The sequence below is a fragment of the Erythrobacter cryptus DSM 12079 genome, assembly GCF_000422985.1.
Lineage (GTDB): Bacteria > Pseudomonadota > Alphaproteobacteria > Sphingomonadales > Sphingomonadaceae > Erythrobacter > Erythrobacter cryptus.
In genome coordinates this window covers 102,785-119,753 of record NZ_AUHC01000009.1, presented here as the reverse complement: position 1 = coordinate 119,753, position 16,969 = coordinate 102,785, and the positions used below count along the sequence as shown (strand labels likewise).

Below are 16,969 nucleotides of genomic sequence, written 5' to 3'. Positions count from 1 at the left end.
GCCTAAGATGGTTTCGATGCACGAATCCGATCCCGATCTGCCCGAGGAGGAAGCCCCGCCGAGCGCGGCCGAGCTGGAAGCGGCCGGGCAAAGCGCGCTTTTCGGCGATCCCGCGCCAGCCGCGCCCGCGCCTGCTCCTGCCGCTCCGCCGCCCCCGAGCGCGCCCGCGCCTGCCGCCGCGCAGCCCTATCGCGTGCTTGCGCGCAAATATCGCCCGCAAACCTTTGCCGAACTGATCGGGCAGGAAGCGATGGTGCGCACGCTCGCCAATGCCATCGCCCGCGGCCGGCTGGCGCATGCCTTCCTGATGACCGGGGTGCGCGGGGTGGGCAAGACCTCGACCGCGCGGCTCATCGCCAAGGCCTTGAACTGCGTCGGGCCGGATGGGACGGGCGGGCCGACGATCGATCCTTGCGGCGTGTGCGAGCCGTGCCGGGCGATCGCCGAGGGACGCCATATCGACGTGATCGAGATGGACGCGGCCTCCAACACCGGGGTCGATGATGTGCGCGAGATCATCGAGCAGGTGCGCTACGCCGCGGTCTCGGCGCGCTTCAAGATCTACATCATCGACGAAGTGCACATGCTCTCGCGCAATGCCTTCAACGCCTTGCTCAAGACGCTCGAGGAACCGCCGCCGCATGTGAAGTTCCTCTTTGCCACCACCGAGGTGGACAAGCTCCCGGTCACGGTGCTGAGCCGCACCCAGCGCTTCGATCTGCGCCGCATTCCCGCCGCGCTGCTGGCCGAACACTTCGCCAAGGTCTGCGCGGCCGAAGGCGTCGAGGCCGAGCCCGAGGCGCTGGCCATCATCGCCAATGCCGCCGAAGGCTCGGTGCGCGATGGCCTCTCGATCCTCGATCAGGCCATCGCCCATGCCGATCTTGAGGGCGAGGGTCGGGTGCGCGCGGCGCAGGTGTGCGACATGCTGGGCCAGGCTGACAAGAGCGCGCAGCGGCGCCTGTTCGGCCATCTGCTCGCCGGCGATGCCAAGGCCCTGCTCGCGGCCATTGCCGAGCAATATGCCCTCGGGGTCGAGCCGCTGGCGCTGCTGCGCGCGCTGATGGACCTGACCCACCGCATCACGCTTGCCCAAGTGGCCGGCACGCCCCCGGAGGCGCCGAGCGAGGAGGAGCGCGCTGCGCTGGCCGATCTTGCCGCGCGGCTTGGCCCGGCCGAGCTTCATCGCCTGTGGCAATTGCTGCTCAAGGGGCACGAGGAGGTGAAGGCCGCGCCCGATCCGCTGGTGGCGCTGGAGATGGCGTTGCTGCGCATCCTGCACGCCGCGCAATTGCCCGATCCCGGCCAGCTGGCCCGGCGGATCGAGGAATTGGCTTCTGTCGCTGCGGCCGCGCCGCAGGCCGGGGCAGCGACCGCGGCGCCGCCGGCGGCGGCTGATCCCGGCGCGGCGCTGCGCGCGCAATGGGCGGCGCTCGTCGATGAGGTCGATCGCCACGGGCATCTCCACGTTGCCGAGATGATGCGCCGCCGGGTGCGGGTGATCGCGCTGGCGCGCGAGCATCTGGTCTATGCAAAGGCTGATGATTTTCCCGACGATCCCGGGCCGGAAATCCGCGAGGCGCTGCGCGCGGTCACTGGGCGCCACTGGCAGGTCGAGCGCGGCAGCGGCCCGGCCCAGCCCTCGCTGGGCGAAGTGGCCGAGGCCGAGGCCCGCGCCGCCGAGGCGCGCATCCGCAGCGATCCCCTTGTCAAGGCCGCCTTCGAGGCCTTTCCCGAGGCCGAGCTGATCGACAGCCCCGCCCGCGCCGCCGGTGCGGGCGCACCCCCCTGGAACTGAGGAGCACCCCCGCGATGAAATCGATGGAAGAGATGATGAAGGCCGCGCAGGCCGCCGCCGAGACCATCAGCAAGCAGATGAACGAGATGCAGGTGCGGCTCGACAATATCGAGGTCGAGGGCCAGGCCGGCGGCGGGCTGGTCAAGATCCGCGCCAGCGCCAAGGGCCGCATTCTCGGGGTTTCCATCGATGACAGCCTGATGAAGCCCGAGGAAAAGCAGATCCTCGAGGATCTCGTCGCTGCCGCCTTCAACGATGCGCGCGACCGGGCCGACCGGGTCTCGAGCGAGCAGATGCAGGAAATGCAGGCCTCGATCGGCCTGCCGCCGGGCTTCAACCTGCCGGGGCTGGGGTAAGGGCGCCCTGTCGCCCGAACTCCCGCCAACATGGCCAAGCCTCAACGCCAATCCACAGGCGATCGGTCCTGCGTGTTGCAGGCGACCGGCGCGCTCCCCATATCCCCGCCATGACCGAAACCTTTCCTCTCCTCCCCCTGCGTGACATCGTCGTCTTTCCTGGCATGGTCGTGCCCCTGTTTGTCGGGCGCGAGAAGTCGGTGGCAGCGCTCGAAGCGGCGATGGAAGCCTCGCGCGATATCGTCCTCATCGCCCAGCTCGATCCCGGCTGCGACGATCCGGGGGCCGAGGATCTCTATGATGTCGGCGTCATCGCCCAGGTGCTCCAGCTTCTGAAGCTCCCCGATGGCACGGTGCGCGTGCTGGTCGAGGGCAAGGCCCGGGCGCGGCTCAGGGGCCTTGCCGACGAGGGCACCTATATCGCCGCCGCGGTCGAACAGGTGGAGCCCGAGACCGTTTCGGGCAGTGAGGTCACCGCGCTGATGCGCGAGGTCGCCCAGCAATTTGCCGAATATGCCAAGCTCAACAAGAAGCTGGGCGAGGATGCCGCGGTTGATCTTGGCGAAGTCGATGATGCCGGGCAGCTTGCCGACACCATCGCCGCCGCGCTCGGCGCCAAGGTGGCCGACAAGCAGAGCCTCTTGGCCGAGGCCAATCCCCTGAAGCGGCTCGAGCTGGTGCTGGCCTTCATGGAGGGCGAGCTGGCGGTGCTCCAGGTCGAGCGGCGCATCCGCGGGCGGGTCAAGCGCCAGATGGAAAAGACCCAGCGCGAATATTACCTCAACGAGCAATTGAAGGCGATCCAGTCGGAACTCGGCGGGGGCGATGATGGCGCTGCCAACGAGATCGCCGAACTCACCGAGAAGATCGCCAAGACCAAGCTCTCCAAGGAAGCCCGCGCCAAGGCGGAGGCCGAGCTGAAGAAGCTCAAGGCGATGCAGCCGATGAGCGCCGAGGCGACCGTCATCCGCAACTATCTCGACGTGCTCCTCGGCCTGCCCTGGGGCAAGAAGTCCAAGCTCAAGAAGGACATCGCCCGCGCGCAAGCGGTGCTCGATGCCGATCACTACGCGCTCGACAAGGTCAAGGACCGGATTGTCGAATATCTCGCGGTGCAGGCGCGCACCAACAAGCTCAAGGGGCCGATCCTGTGCCTCGTCGGCCCGCCGGGGGTGGGCAAGACCTCGCTCGGCAAGTCGATCGCCAAGGCGACGGGCCGCGAATTCGTGCGCCAGTCGCTGGGCGGGGTGCGCGACGAGGCCGAGATCCGTGGCCATCGGCGCACCTATATCGGCTCGATGCCGGGCAAGATCGTCGCCAACCTGAGGAAGGCCGGCACCAGCAACCCGCTGTTCCTCTTGGACGAGATCGACAAGCTCGGCCAGGATTTCCGCGGCGATCCGGCCGCGGCGCTGCTCGAGGTGCTCGATCCCGAACAGAACAACCGCTTCCAGGATCACTATCTCGAGATCGATCTTGATCTGTCCGACGTGATGTTCGTGTGCACCGCGAACAGCCTCAACCTGCCCCAGCCGCTGCTCGACCGCATGGAGATCATCCGGCTCGAGGGCTATACCGAGGACGAGAAGGTGGAGATCGCACAGCGCCACCTCATCCCCAAGCAGATCGAGGCCCACGGCCTCAAGCCGGGCGAATTCACCCTCACCGAGGCCGGTCTGCGCGATCTCATCCGCTATTACACCCGCGAGGCCGGGGTGCGCACACTCGAGCGCGAGATCGCCAAGCTGGCGCGGAAGTCGCTGCGGCAGATCCTCGAGAACAAGGCCAGCACGATCACCGTCACGCCCGAAAACCTTGCCGACTTTGCCGGGGTGCGCAAGTTCAAGCACGGGGTTTCGGAAGCCGAGCCGCAGATCGGCGCGGTCACCGGGCTGGCCTGGACTTCGGTGGGCGGCGAGCTGCTCACCATCGAGAGCGTCACCACCCCCGGCAAGGGCGAGATCAAGACCACCGGCAAGCTCGGCCAGGTGATGAACGAGAGCGTCCAGGCGGCCTTCAGCTTCGTCAAGTCGCGCAGCGCCACCTATGGCATCAAGCCCAGCCTGTTCCAGCGCCGCAACGTCCACATCCACCTGCCCGAGGGCGCGGTGCCCAAGGACGGGCCGAGCGCCGGGATCGGCATGGTCACCTCGATCGTCTCGACCTTGACCGGCATCGCGGTGCGCCCCGATGTGGCGATGACCGGCGAGGTCACGCTGCGCGGGCGGGTGCTGGCGATCGGTGGGCTCAAGGAAAAGCTGCTCGCGGCGCTGCGCGGCGGCATCACCACGGTGCTCATCCCCGAGGAGAACCTCAAGGACTTGGCCGAGATCCCGGCCAATGTGAAGGAAGGGCTCGAGATCGTGCCGGTCTCCCACGTCGATGAGGTGCTTGCCCGGGCGCTCGTTGAGGCGCCGCAGCCGATCGAGTGGAGCGAGGAGGACGATCTGGCGAGCCAGCCCGATGCCGCCGCCACCGCGGCAAATCCCGCCGCAGCAGAGGTGCCAACCGCGCATTGAGCCGCTAGAACGCCCCCACTTGCCGTGATTCGCGGCAGGGTCGCACTTGTTCCGGCAGATGTGAGGGCAACCGCTTGAAATCCCCTGCCGCCGTTTCGTGCCCGGCAGGGTGGGCGTGGCAGCCTTGCCAGAGGCTGCCCGCGTGCGGCGGTTTGCCTTTGACAGGTCCTGCAAAAAGGTCTCAATCTCTGGCCTTTCCGCAAGCGCGATTCATCCAGACCAGAACATCCACGAACGAGGGGGTCCCCTTATGAACAAGAATGACCTGATCAGCGCCGTGGCTGCCGCCAGCGGCCTGTCGAAGAACGATGCCGCCAATGCGGTGGAAAGCGTGTTCGATGCGATCACCAAGGCGCTTTCATCTGGTGACGAGGTGCGGCTGGTGGGCTTCGGCACCTTCTCGGTGGCCAAGCGCAAGGCATCGACCGGGCGCAATCCGCGCACCGGCGAGCCGATGAAGATCAAGGCCTCGAACCAGCCCAAGTTCAAGGCCGGAAAGGGCCTCAAGGACGCGGTCAACTGACCGGCGGCTGAAGCCTTTTTGGCGGATCGCTGCGAAAAAACCCCGCCGGCCACCTGGCCAGCGGGGTTTTCTTGTGCCGCTTGCGCTGTGCCGCGGCGCAGCGCGCACGGGCTGTCAGGGCGTGGTGGCGATCAGCGCGGTCGGGATCTGTGCGGTGCGCGGGGTGATGCGCCAGATCAGCGTCTCGCCCCCGTCGGCCTCGGCGCGCGGGCCTTCATCGGTGTTGTTGGCAAGGATGCGCATCCCGCTTGCGGCGCGGATGGCAAAGGTGCCCTCGATCTTGGGCACGTTCTTGAGGGCTTCGCTCTCGCCCGATTGCTGGGCATCGCCCGCGCCCATCGCCGCCAGCGTGCCGAGCGAGCCGAGGCCGAACAGCGCGCCCATTGGCCCGCCGGCCTGGTCGCCCGTCTGCGTGGCAAAGCCCGGCGCATTGATGCGCAGCTGCCCGCCCTTGCGCTGGATCACCTGGACAAACGGATTGGTGGCAGGAAAGCCCTCGATCGTCGGGAACATGAAATCGTGGCTCATGCTGCCGCTCACCCGGTAGCTGACCTCGAACACCCCATCGCCCTTGTTGACCACCCGTTCCCAGCCCTTCTGGCGCTGGAGCAGCGCCACCAGCTCATCGGCGGCCTTGGGATCGGTGGGGTCGATCCCGCCCATGATCGCGGCCATTTGCTGCGCTTCTTGCTTGGCCCTGGCAGCGCGCTCGGCGGCACCGGCCTCCCATTCGGCGCGCTGGGCCTCGATCTCGTTCCTGGTGCAGGGGCGGGTCTCGTCCGATCCGTCCTTGTAGCATTGCGAAGGGGTGAAGGTCTCCTCCCCCTCGGCCCCCATCTGCGCCAGCTTGCTGAGGCCGAGGAAGAAGATCTCGCCCTCGTAGTGGAAGGTGAAGCTGTCAGGCCCGGTCAGCACCAGTTCGGAGGTGAACTTGCCGGGCGAGACGAAGCAGCCTGAAAGCGCCAGCGCCAGGCCGGCGAGCAGCGCCGCAGCGCGCAGCCGCATCGATGAAAGCATCGCCATGATCATTCCCCTCCCATTGCGCCGCGGCGCGGCCCCGCGGGCATACTAGCCGCGGGTGGCCAGCGCATAAAGCGCAATCGCCGCGGCGTTCGAGACATTGAGGCTTTCGATCGCGGCGCTGATCGGCAGGCGCGCCAGCACGTCGCAATGGGCGGCGATATTGGGGCGCAGGCCCTCACCCTCGGCGCCGAGCACCAGCGCCACCGGGCCGCCGGGCAGGATCTCGGCGAGCACCGCCTCGGCCTCGCCGGCAAGGCCGATGCGCCAATATCCGGCCTCGGCCAGCTCCTCGAGCGCGCGGGCGAGGTTGACCACCCGCACCCAGGGCACCGTCTCGAGCGCGCCCGAGGCGGCCTTGGCCAGCACCCCGCCTTCGGGCGGGGCATGGCGATCCTGGGTGACGATCGCCGCCGCCCCGAAGGCCGCCGCCGAGCGCAGGATGGCGCCCACATTGTGCGGATCGGTAACCTGATCGAGCACCACGATCGGCCGCTCAGGTTGGCCAAGCGCCACCTCATCGAGGAACACATCCTCGAGCGGGGCGCATTCGAGCACCAGCCCCTGGTGCGGCGCATCGCGCGGCACCAGCCGGGCCAGATCGGCCGCCTGGGCGTGCTCGATCGGAAAGCCGGGGGGCAGCTCGCCATCGAGGCTGGCGAGGCCCTCGGGCGTGGCCCAGAGCTTGCGGTGCTGGCGCTCGGGGTTCTTGAGCGCGGCCTCGACCGGGTGGCGGCCCCACAGGCGCACCGGCGCGCGCGCGGCGCGGCCTGATCCGCGCCCGCCCTTCATCCGACCGGCCCTGCCCCTGAGGGCGCGCTTTCGTTCTGCCTTGCTCATCGCTTGTCCCGGCTCATGACTGCTGCCCAAGGCCCCTGCCAGCAGGGCCATTGACAGGCAAGCACCGCTTCGCCAAAGGGGCGCCTCTCGGCGGCAGGCCCGGCAAGGGACTCGCACAAGGTTAAGAGCCCGAAAGGCTCGCAGATGCCCCCCGCAAGAGCGGGGACTGTGTGGACAGGTGGCCGAGTGGTTAAAGGCAGCAGACTGTAAATCTGCCCGCGCAAGCGTACGCTGGTTCGAATCCAGCCCTGTCCACCACCCCTTCTGCCCTTCAGCCGAAGCTTCGTGCAAAACCGGATGCGGCTGGCCTGCTTGCCCGGCGCCAAAGGCAAGAATGAGGGGCGGCCGTTGCCGACCGCCCCGCAACAGATTGCCTCGCCTTGCCTTTCAGAAGCGGAAGCCGGCGGCAAGGCCGTACCGGCGCGGCTCCAGCGTGAAGACATTGGTGAACAGGCCCGAGGACTGGTCGGTCACGTAAAGCCCGGTCACCGCATTGCTGTTGGTGAGGTTCTGGACAAAGGCGCGCACGTACCACTTGTCGTCCGGGCCATTGAACTGGGCCTGGGCGTTGAGCACGGTGTAGGAGGGCACGCGGTTGATCGCGCCATTGAAGATGTTGCCAAAGCTGGAGCCCGTGTGGGCAACATCAAAGCGCGGCACAAAGCTCATGTTGTCACCAACATTGAAGGTGTACTGCACCCCGGCCGAGATCTTGTAGTCCGGGGCCTGGGGCAACTCGTTGCCGCGAATGTTCTGCAGCACGCCTTCGGGCAGCATCTGGAAGCCGGTATTGGCGCTGAGCGCCTGGAGCACCGCGCAGAAGCTGAAGGCGCCGCCAACCCCGGCAGGCAGGCCGCTATCAGCCGGGAAGTTGGTTACCCCCTGCAAGCCTGCACCGGCCTGCAGACCGGGAATGGCCCCGGCATTGATCGCGGCGTTGACATTGTTGACGAACGCCCGGGTGGCGGCCTGTCCACCGGGGCCATTGTTGATGATGGCGCAATTGGACCCGTTGGAGATGTCCTTGATGATCACCGCGTCGCTGCGATCGCCGGCCGGATTGCGCGGATTGGCCAGGAACTTGTCGCTCGTCACCTTGGTCTTCATCACCGAGCCGCTGATGTTGAACACCAGGTTCTCCACCGGCTCGAGGACGAACTCGCCTTCCACCCCGTAGATATCGGCATCGACGTTGTCGTTGACCGAGGTGCGCGCGGTGATGCGGCTGAGCTGCAGGCCCTTGTACTTGTAATAGAAGGCGGTGATGTTCGCCTGCAGCGCGCCATTGAGGAAGGTGTTCTTCGAGCCGATTTCAAAGGCGTCGATGAATTCCGGCTCGAAGGTGTCCGGCACGGCAAAGATCGGCTGGAGCGGGGGGTTGATCCCGCCCGACTTGTAGCCGCGGGCATAGGAGGCATAGAGCAGATTGTCGGGCGTGACCTGCCAGTCGATCACCGCGCGGCCGGTCAATTCGCTGAAGGAAACATTGCGCTCCTGGAAGGGTTGCACCCCGGGGCGGCCCGGATCGGCATCAAAGCCCGCAGCCAGCGGTGAGTTGAAGGCATTGCCGGTGGTGCCGAAGGGCACGAAGAAGCTCGCCAGGGTGGAGCGGGCGCGGACATATTTGTCATCGTGGTTGTAGCGCAGCCCCGCGGTCAGCTTCACCGTGTCGGAGAGGTTGATATAGGCCTCGCCGAAGATGCCGTAGCTTTCCAGCTCATAGCGATCGGTGTTGTTGCGGAAGAAGGGGGTGCCAAGAAAGCCGCCATTGGCCGCCCCGAGCACGCCGACCAGATAGTCGATGCCCCAGCTGTTCACATAGTAGCTGTTCTCGGGCAGCACCGTGTTGACGTAGATCGCCCCCAGCAGGAAGTTGAAATTGCTGTCCCATTGCGAGCTGATGATGGCCTCGAGGGTCTTGCCGCGCACCACCTGGTTGGAACGGTCGAAATCCTGCGGCGTCGCCGAGCACAGCCGCTCACCGCCATAGGCGCCCAGCCCGGTTTCGGTTGCCAGCGAGGTGCAGAACTGGTTGCCCGAGGATACGGCGTTGACGACATTGTTGAGGCCGGGGATCGCCCCGGCGAACAGCCGCGCGGTCGCAAGGGCATTGGCCGCCACCGCCGGGTTGAAGACCGAGAGGTTGTAGTCCACCTGGCTGTCCACCGCGTTGCGCTGATACATCCCGGTGAGCTGCAGGTTGACGCCGCCGAAATCATGCTGGACGCGCAGCATGTATTGTTCTTCCTCGGCAAAATAGCTCGGCGTGAAATCGGTGCGCACCTGCCGCACATTGGCGGGATTGGTGTTGCCGGGGAAATTGTAGGCATCGGTGCCATAGAGGCTGCCAAGGCCCAGCGCACCGAAGGCCGCACCCCCTTGGGTGATCAGGAACTCGCGGCTCGCCAGCGTGCCGACGAAGGTGGAATTGGCATTGATGAAGCCGAAGTCGCGGCGCGCGGGAAGGCAGCCGAGAATGCCGGTCGGGTCGGTCTGGCACAGCTGCTTCTGGATGCGGCTGCGATCATCATTCTCGCGGAAGTAATAGGCCATCAGATCGATGGTGGTGTCCGCGGTCGGCTCCCAGCGCAGGCTGCCGCGCACAGCGTAAAGATCGCGCCCATCGATCCGGGTGTTGTTGAAGACGTTCTGGGTAAAGCCATCGCGGCGCAGATAGGTGCCGGCCACGCGCAGCGCGAGATTATCGGCGAGCGGGAGGTTGAACATGCCCTTGAGGCGCAGCGAATCGAAATTGCCATATTCGATCTCGCCCGCTGCCCGGATTGCGTCGGCGCGCGGCTTGGCCGCCACGAAGTTGACCACGCCGCCGGTGGCATTGCGCCCGAACAGCGTGCCCTGGGGCCCACGCAGCACCTCGACCCGTTCAAGATCGAAGAACTCGGATTCGAACAGGCGGGTGGCGAACAGCGGCATGCCCTCGGCATGGATCGCGGTGGCCGAATCGCACGTCACGCCCACGCACAGATCGCCAACCCCGCGCACGGTGAAGCTGGCGCCGGTGAAATTGGTTTTGGTGAAGGTGATGTTGGGCAGGGTGAGCTGGATGTCGAGCGGGTTGTTGATCTGCTGACGCTGCAGGGTGGTGGCATCAAAGGCGGTCACCGCGATCGGCACGTCCTGCAGGCTCTGCGCCTGTCGCTGTGCGGTGACGATGATTTCCCTGACGCCGCGCTCCTCGGTGCTGTCCTGACTGGATGCATCCTGGGCTTGTGCCGATGTGGCGATGAGGCCGATCACCGATACGCTGGCCACAAAACCGCTGCGAATAGCAGACGCAATGCTCATTCCTTGTCCCTCCCCTGGCGGTTGACCGCTTGTGCTGGCCCTTGTCTGTCGGACCTTTGCAGGGGACATGACGCCTCTTGCACCCGGAAGTGGGCAACTAACAATTTTGAGAGGTTGGGGCGATCTGCGTGCGGCGCGACGGCGCCAGGGGCCACCAGCGGGGTTCGGCAGCCCGGTGGCCGCTCAGTCGATGGCGTTCACCAAATGTTTCACGTGAAACATTGGCAGGGCCGCGCTTGCCGCCGCCCGCCCGTCCCGCCGCGCGCAAGGCGGGCGGCAGGACGCGATCGCATGGCGGGCGGCGGTGACCGGCGAGGTCAGGGGGCGCCGGGGCCGGCGCGGCCTCAGGCGGCCTTGGCGAGCGCGGCAGCCTCGGCAAAGGCCAGCCCGGGCAGGTAGCGCGCCGCCACCTTGCCGCCCTCGAGCACAAAGAGGTGCAGCCAGCCATTGTCGAACAGCGCGCGCACGTCCGGGTGCTTCTCGAGCACCTTGAGGATCTGCTCGCGCGGGGCCTCGATCATTACGCTCAGGCGCAGCGGCTCGTGCACAAGGCGCTCGCCATCATGCACCGCCTGCCACGGCAGCCCGGCGCGCAGGCGCCCGCCATTGCCCTCGATCACCCCGAACCCGCCAACGACGTTGTGGAGCAGCTTGTTGCCCCCGCCGAACATCTCGGGCGCGACCGACGAGCCGTAATATTGAAGCGAGATCCAGCTTGCCACCACCACCGGGGCGGTGATGATGAGCTCGAGCGTGGCAAAGTCCTTGTCCGCCTGCCAATCATAGGAATGGAGGAAGGCGCGTCCGCCCAGATCGCGCCCCGCGGTGGCGCGGCGCGGCGCGGCGATGAAGGCGGCGCAGCCAGCCAGGCCCCATTCGGGCCGGATCTCGGCCCAGTTGCGCGCCCGCGCGGCGATGGTCTCGCCCCGCGCTCCGGGCAGGCGCTGGGCGCGCTCGGCCCGGGCGATGCGCCCGGCCTCGTCGAGCAGCCGCGTCACCCGCCCGATCACGCTGCGGCGACCTTCGGGCAGATCCTCGGCATAGAGCGTGATCCGGTCGGTGGTGGTGTCGTGCAGCCCGGCGACAAACAGCGTGTCCTCGGGCAGGGTGATGCCCCGCTCGGCCAGGCCGGCGCGGGTTTCGGGATCGTTGAGCAGGATCGCCAGCAGCCGGGCCGAGACCTCGCCGGTATAGCCACCGCAGGCGCCGCAGTGATAGGCGCTCTCGTGCGGGTTGTTGGTGACATTGCCGCCGTGGCCGAGCAGCAGCACCACCTCGCCGTGGCCCTTGGTGAGGCTCATCGCGCCCAGCACCGCGGCGGCGGTATCGGCCTTGGCCGCGGGGCTGAGGCCCCCGATCACCTGCGGCGCCGGTTCGGGCCTTTGCGCCGGGACGAAGCCCAGCGCCGCCTTGATCAGCTTGATCGCATAGACCGGGCCCATCGCCTCGACAAAGGCGAAGGAGGAGACCGCCGCCTGGCGGAAGCGGCCCCAGGCGCGGGTGGTGCGCGCCGCGATGCGGCTGGCCTGGTCTTGCGCCGGATCGCCCGCGCTGGTGGTCTCGAGCGCGGGGGTGAGCAGCACCGGCAGATGGGCCTCGCGGATGTCCGAGCCATGGGCATGATGCGCAAGCGGCAGGCCGAAGAAGCCGGCAAAGCCGATCGTCTCGACGTTGGGATCGAGGCTCTCGAGCGCGCGGCGGAACACTTCCGAGCGCACGTCGATGCAAAAGGCGGCCTGGAGGAAAGGCCGCGCCTCGACCGGATCGGTCGCACCCTCGAGCGCGGCGGCGAGGCGGCGCTGGTGGCCACGGTCGGCCGCATCCTGGAGGATGGCAAGCGCCACCTCCTCGGTGCTCGGGGTGACTGGGGCGGCGTGCGCGGCGAGCGTCGCGGCCCACTTTTCGGCGATCTGGGGGAACTGCACCAGCAGCGCCTCGTCCCAGACGAGGCGGATGGCAAGGAGATCGAGCAGGGTGCGATCGGTGCCGCCTTCGAGCTCGGCCTGCCACAGCAGCCAGCGGGCGTGCTGGGCCCAGCCGCCGAGGCTCATCAGCAGGCGGTGGAAGGCGGTGGGGGCGGCCGCATCGCCGATCCCGAGCGTCTCTGCGGCCGAGAGGATCGCGCGCTCGGTGGTGTCCGGCGCGCAGGCGACATGGGCGCAGAAATCCGTCAGCCCGGCGATTTCCGGGGTGAGATCGTGCATCGCCCAGGCGCGCCAGGCAGCGAAGGCCTCGGCCCCCGGGGCGGGCGACCACAGCGCCTGGCCACGATCGAAATGGCCCGCCGCCCACAGGCCGAAGCAGCGGTCGATCAGCGCCGGCCAGTCGATCCCGCTCGCCTCGGCGGCCAGATCGGCGACCGTGGGCAGCGCCGGGGGCGGAGGCGCAGTGCCGATGCGCGCGGCGATGTGGCGCAGCATCGCGGTGTCGGCGGGCGTCAACGGCGAGGGGCAGGCAGCGAGGGCTTCGGCAAGGTCGGTCTCGCTGATCGCGCCCGCGGCGATCGCCTCGCAGTAATCCGCGCCCGAGCGGGTGAGCCGCACCCCCGCCACCCGGGCAAGGCGCGCCGCGGCGGTGGCGAGATCCTCGTGGGTCTGCCCGAGGAAGGGGTTCACCGCCACGGTGGCATCGAGCGGAAAGGCCGGGGGGATGGCGCGCACCGCGACCTCGGCAGCATCGAGCAGGGCCGAAAAGCGGGCCGGGGCGATCGCGCCGTGGTTCATCAGCATGGCAAACTCCTGATGCAGCAAAGGGTGGTCAGAGCGGGCGGGTGGTGCGAAGGCCCCCAATCGCGCGGTCGAGCAGGGCGTTCATGTAAAGGCCGTTGGCAAGGTGGACCCTCAGGCCCGCGCTCGCCGGATGGTGCGCCCACAGCGGGAACAGCGCCTGGGCAAAGGCGACGAGGCCGAAGCTCGCCACCGCCACCACCAGCAGCGCCCATTCGAGCGCATCCGGGGTGGGGGCAGGGGGCAGCAGCGGGCCCCACAGCGCCTGGGCGATCGCCTGGAAGCTGAAATAGCCGATCGCGGCGGCGAGCGCGGCAGCGGCGGTGCGCTTGGTCAGCGCGACCGGGGCGCGGTCAGCCAGGCCCTGGGCGACGAGGTAGGCCACCCCGAAGATCAGGATCGCGCCGAGCGCCAGCGCCTGGGGCGATTTGGGGCCGAAGGCGGCGGTAAAGCTCGCGGCAATCGCGACAAAGATCGCCAGAGCGAGGGCAAAGCTCTTGAGCACCGCGGCAACGCTCGGCACCGCCACCGGCCCGGGCCGGCGGATGCGCGCAACTTCCGCAACGGCATTGCCCGAGGAAAGGAAGGCGTGGGCCTTGTAGAGCGAGTGGGCGATGATGTGCAGCAGCGCCAGGCTCCACAGCCCCAGCCCGCATTGCAGCAGCATGAAGCCCATCTGCGAGACGGTGGACCAGGCGAGCGCGGTCTTTATCGCGCTCTGGGTGAGCATCACCGCCGCGCCGAACAGCGCGGTAAAGCCGCCGATCATCACCAGCGCGGCCATGGCCCCGGCGCTCTGCTGGACAAGGCCCGCCGCGCTGATCAGCAGCACCCCGCCCGAATTGATGATCCCGGCATGGAGCAGGGCCGAGACCGGGGTCGGGGCCTCCATCACCTCGGTGAGCCAGCCGTGCAGCGGGAAGGCCGCGGTCTTGAGCGCGGCAGCGGCAATGATCGCGGCGATGCCAAGGGTGCCGGCAAGGCCCAGCCCGGCGGCTTCGGCGGCAGCGGGAAGGGCGGCAAGATCAAGCGTGCCGAAGCGGGCAACAAGGAGGCCGGCGGCGAGCACGAGCATGGCATCGCCCGCGTGCCAGACGAGCGCGAACTTGGTCGCCGCGCGCCGGGCCTCGCCCCGCTCGGGATAGAACAGCAGCAGCTGGCGCAGCGCCGCGCCCACGGCGATCGTGGCAAGGATCAGCGTCGGCACCGTGCCCGCCTGCACGAACACCAGCACTGCGGCGAGCGTGGTGAGCATCAGCGCGTGGAACAGCCCCTCGCGCGCCTCGCCATCGAGATAGGTGCGGCTGTAGCGCATCACGATCCAGCCGATGAAGCCGACCAGCGCGGCGATGCTGGTGCTCACCAGATCGGCGCGCAGGCCAAGGGCAAGCGCGCCTTCGCCAACCCCGATGCCGCCCGCAGCGCCGAGCGCCGCCTGCACCAGCCCGGCAAGCGCAAGGGCAAAGGCAGCGAGCGCGGCGCCCTCGGACAGGCGCACCGCCATCCCCGGGCGACGACCTGGGCGCAGGGCGGCGAGCAGCGCGGCAGGCAGCAGCACCAGCGGGGCAAGGAAGCTCAAGGCGAGCAGATCGGGCGGCGTTTCGGGCATGGCTGGCAGGACTCCGGCAAAACGCAGGGTTGCGAACGCCATGCCGGATAAAGGCTGGACAGAATTAAAGAAAATACATATTTTGCGCCAAAATATTCGATCAGATAGAACAATTGCCGCGCCTGACCATGGCCAACCTCAATCTCCACCACCTGCGCCTGTTCCGCGCCACCGCGCGCGAGGGCACGCTCACCGCCGCAGCGCGCGCGCTCAACATTTCGCAAAGCGCCATCTCCACCCAGATCAAGGCGCTCGAGGCCGATCTCGGGCATGACCTGTTCGAGCGGCGCGGGCGCAACCTCGTGCTCACCGAGGCCGGGCGGATCGCGCTCGACTATGCCGAGCAGATCTTCCGCGCCGCCGATCAGCTTGCCGCCACCTTCCGCGCCGTGGGCGAGCAGCGCAAGGTGCTGCGCATCGGCGCGCAGGCGACGCTCTCGCGCAACTTCCAGCTGCAATTCCTCGCCCCGCTGGTCGGGCGCGATGATGTCGAGGTGGTGCTGCGCTCGGGCACGCAAGCCGGGTTGCTGCGCGCGCTCGAGGCGCTGCGCATCGATGTGCTGCTCACCAACCAGATGCCGGCGCGCGATGCGGCCAGCCCCTATCTCGTCCACCGGCTCGCTGAACAGCCGGTGAGCCTGGTGGGGGCGCGTTCGCGGCTGGTGCTGGCGGCCCAGGGCCTGGCGCATCTGCTCGCCCACGCGCCGCTGATCCTGCCCACGCCCGAGACCGCGCTGCGCGCCGGGTTTGATGCGATGCTCGAGCGCATGGGGATCGTCCCGCGCATCGCTGCCGAGGCTGATGACATGGCGATGCTGCGCCTGCTCGCCCGCGCCGATGCCGGGGTGGCGGTGATCCCGCCGATCGTGGTGCGCGACGAGCTTGGCACCGGCCTTCTCTACGAACTGGCGCAGCTGCCCGAGATCGTCGAGCCCTTCTTTGCCGTTACCATCGCCCGCACTTTCCCCAATCCGCTGCTCAAGGAGGTGCTCGGCGGCGCCGCACCCGAAGCCTGATCACCAACCCCGGCGGGTGAGCAGCGGCACCATGAAGCGATTGAGCCCGGCGGCAAGCAGCCGCAGCGCCGCCCGGCGCCTCGGCGCAAGGTGGCGGGCATCAACGGCCATGTATTCGATCACCCCGCGCGCCCCGCGGTTGCGCTTGAACTGCCCGGCCCCGGCCGAGCCGTGGAAGCGCAGGGCGCGCTCGCGCGCCAGCGCCAGCGCCGCATGGCTGGCGATGCGGTAGAGCGCCTCGCTCTGCGGGCGGGCGGTGTCAAAGCCCATCAGCGGCACGGTGCCGATCCCCCCGGCACAGCGCAGCGCGGCAAAGGCCATGATCTTGCCTTGGCCATCGCGCAGCAGGCTGTAGTGGAGCAGGCCGCTCGCGGCGCTGGCGGTGATGAAGGCCGGGGTGAAGCGCGGGTTGATCGGCGAATAGCGCGCCAGATAGAGCTGGCGGTAAAGCTCGGCGATGCGCGCGGCATCCTCGCTGCCGATCGCCGCGGGCCGCGCGAGCGCAAGGCCCGAGCGGCGTAGCGCCCGGGCATCAGCCCTGGTGTGGCTGCGCCCCTGCCAGTCGCGCGCAAGATCCTCGATCACCCACACCTGGCGCGCGGGCAGCAGCACCCAGCCATCCGCGCGCACCGCCGCCAGCAGCGCCGGGCAGCTCCAGCAATCGAGCGAGCGGATGATGAGGGCATGATCGGGATAGCGCGCCGCCAGCCCCGCGCGCATCGCCGCAAGGCCGCTGCCGTCCCAATTGCCGTGAAGGTTGGTCGAAAGCAGCCAGTTGTCGAGATGCACCGCGCGGTTGAGGCCGGCCAGGCGGATCAGCCCCGCCACCAGCGCCAGCACCGCCTCGGCCAGCGGGCGCAGGTGCGCAAGGCCGAGCAGCGCGATCTCGTCGCGCGGAAAGAGCACATTTGTGCGGTGCGGGCTGGAGACATAGGAAAGCCCGCGCCGGCCATCATCCACCGGCACCGGCAATTCGTGGCCCTCTTGGCGCAGCAGCAGCACCTCGCAGGCGGCATTGGCAATCAGCGCTCCCGTTCCCGCGGCGCGAAAGGCGGCGACATGGCGCGCGGCAAGGCTCGGGCAGGCTCCCTGGGCGCTGGCCGCCCGCGGGGTGGGGCGGGCAGGGGCACTCCTCTGGCCCGGTTTGGTGATGGGGATTCGACACGGCGCGCCTGCGCCGCGGGCGGGGCAGGGCGGGCAGGCGCGCCCGTGGGCTGCTTGCACCCCGCTGGCGCGGACAGTAAGGGCGCGCACGC

Annotated in this window: 11 protein-coding genes and 1 tRNA gene; 6 read left to right on the top strand and 6 right to left on the bottom strand. The window is 68.4% G+C overall.

Features of this window, described 5'->3' with window-relative positions; translation table 11 throughout:
* Positions 1-16 precede the first annotated feature (16 nt).
* The 4 genes from G524_RS0107380 to G524_RS0107365 all read left to right on the top strand — a co-directional run bounded on the left by G524_RS0107380 (position 17) and on the right by G524_RS0107365 (position 5,196).
* A complete protein-coding gene (locus G524_RS0107380) occupies positions 17-1,798 on the top strand; it encodes a DNA polymerase III subunit gamma/tau (protein WP_027443144.1) in 1,782 nt (593 codons plus the stop codon).
* A 14-nt stretch (positions 1,799-1,812) separates the two neighbouring features.
* Positions 1,813-2,154 carry a YbaB/EbfC family nucleoid-associated protein gene (locus G524_RS0107375; protein ID WP_027443143.1) on the top strand — a complete coding sequence of 114 codons (342 nt, stop codon included), beginning with the start codon at positions 1,813-1,815 and terminating at the stop codon, positions 2,152-2,154.
* A gap of 110 nt (positions 2,155-2,264) precedes the next feature.
* Positions 2,265-4,673 carry an endopeptidase La gene (gene lon / locus G524_RS0107370; protein ID WP_027443142.1) on the top strand — a complete coding sequence of 803 codons (2,409 nt, stop codon included), beginning with the start codon at positions 2,265-2,267 and terminating at the stop codon, positions 4,671-4,673.
* Positions 4,674-4,923: 250 nt separating this feature from the next.
* The gene (locus G524_RS0107365; protein ID WP_027443141.1) at positions 4,924-5,196 is read left to right on the top strand and encodes an HU family DNA-binding protein; all 273 of its coding nucleotides are present in this window, start codon (positions 4,924-4,926) and stop codon (positions 5,194-5,196) included.
* 114 nt (positions 5,197-5,310) lie between these two features.
* Here G524_RS0107365 and G524_RS0107360 read toward each other — a convergent pair whose 3' ends face one another.
* A complete protein-coding gene (locus G524_RS0107360; RefSeq protein WP_027443140.1) occupies positions 5,311-6,219 on the bottom strand; it encodes a hypothetical protein in 909 nt (302 codons plus the stop codon).
* A gap of 45 nt (positions 6,220-6,264) precedes the next feature.
* Positions 6,265-7,056: a TrmH family RNA methyltransferase gene (locus G524_RS0107355; RefSeq protein ID WP_027443139.1), complete on the bottom strand. Its 792-nt coding sequence runs from the start codon at positions 7,054-7,056 to the stop codon at positions 6,265-6,267.
* A gap of 172 nt (positions 7,057-7,228) precedes the next feature.
* Here G524_RS0107355 and G524_RS0107350 point away from each other — a divergent pair.
* Positions 7,229-7,314, top strand: a tRNA-Tyr gene (locus G524_RS0107350).
* Positions 7,315-7,443: 129 nt separating this feature from the next.
* Here the strand turns inward: G524_RS0107350 and G524_RS0107345 are convergent.
* The 3 genes from G524_RS0107345 to G524_RS0107335 all read right to left on the bottom strand — a co-directional run bounded on the left by G524_RS0107345 (position 7,444) and on the right by G524_RS0107335 (position 14,739).
* Positions 7,444-10,362 (bottom strand): TonB-dependent receptor, encoded by a 2,919-nt coding sequence (locus G524_RS0107345; RefSeq protein WP_084625089.1) that lies wholly within the window; start codon positions 10,360-10,362, stop codon positions 7,444-7,446.
* A gap of 344 nt (positions 10,363-10,706) precedes the next feature.
* Positions 10,707-13,091 (bottom strand): YbcC family protein, encoded by a 2,385-nt coding sequence (locus G524_RS0107340; protein ID WP_084625097.1) that lies wholly within the window; start codon positions 13,089-13,091, stop codon positions 10,707-10,709.
* A gap of 28 nt (positions 13,092-13,119) precedes the next feature.
* Positions 13,120-14,739, bottom strand: a complete 1,620-nt coding sequence (locus G524_RS0107335) for a proton-conducting transporter transmembrane domain-containing protein (protein WP_245561322.1) — start codon at positions 14,737-14,739, stop codon at positions 13,120-13,122.
* A gap of 86 nt (positions 14,740-14,825) precedes the next feature.
* Here G524_RS0107335 and G524_RS0107330 point away from each other — a divergent pair, with 86 nt between their 5' ends.
* Positions 14,826-15,713, top strand: a complete 888-nt coding sequence (locus tag G524_RS0107330; protein WP_027443135.1) for a LysR family transcriptional regulator — start codon at positions 14,826-14,828, stop codon at positions 15,711-15,713.
* On the opposite strand, the gene G524_RS0107325 is transcribed toward G524_RS0107330, so the two are convergent.
* Positions 15,714-16,967, bottom strand: coding sequence for a hypothetical protein (locus tag G524_RS0107325; RefSeq protein ID WP_156894039.1), 1,254 nt, complete (start codon positions 16,965-16,967; stop codon positions 15,714-15,716).
* Positions 16,968-16,969: the final 2 nt, after the last annotated feature.

Bases quoted from the DNA above. Each gene is read 5' to 3' on its own strand.
- G524_RS0107360 (WP_027443140.1), bottom strand. From the start codon at position 6,219: ATGGCGATGCTTTCATCGATGCGGCTGCGCGCTGCGGCGCTGCTCGCC.
- G524_RS0107340 (WP_084625097.1), bottom strand. From the start codon at position 13,091: ATGCTGATGAACCACGGCGCGATCGCCCCGGCCCGCTTTTCGGCCCTG.
- lon (WP_027443142.1), top strand. From the start codon at position 2,265: ATGACCGAAACCTTTCCTCTCCTCCCCCTGCGTGACATCGTCGTCTTT.
- G524_RS0107355 (WP_027443139.1), bottom strand. From the start codon at position 7,056: ATGAGCAAGGCAGAACGAAAGCGCGCCCTCAGGGGCAGGGCCGGTCGG.
- G524_RS0107375 (WP_027443143.1), top strand. From the start codon at position 1,813: ATGAAATCGATGGAAGAGATGATGAAGGCCGCGCAGGCCGCCGCCGAG.
- G524_RS0107365 (WP_027443141.1), top strand. From the start codon at position 4,924: ATGAACAAGAATGACCTGATCAGCGCCGTGGCTGCCGCCAGCGGCCTG.
- G524_RS0107380 (WP_027443144.1), top strand. From the start codon at position 17: ATGCACGAATCCGATCCCGATCTGCCCGAGGAGGAAGCCCCGCCGAGC.
- G524_RS0107345 (WP_084625089.1), bottom strand. From the start codon at position 10,362: ATGAGCATTGCGTCTGCTATTCGCAGCGGTTTTGTGGCCAGCGTATCG.
- G524_RS0107330 (WP_027443135.1), top strand. From the start codon at position 14,826: ATGGCCAACCTCAATCTCCACCACCTGCGCCTGTTCCGCGCCACCGCG.
- G524_RS0107335 (WP_245561322.1), bottom strand. From the start codon at position 14,739: ATGGCGTTCGCAACCCTGCGTTTTGCCGGAGTCCTGCCAGCCATGCCC.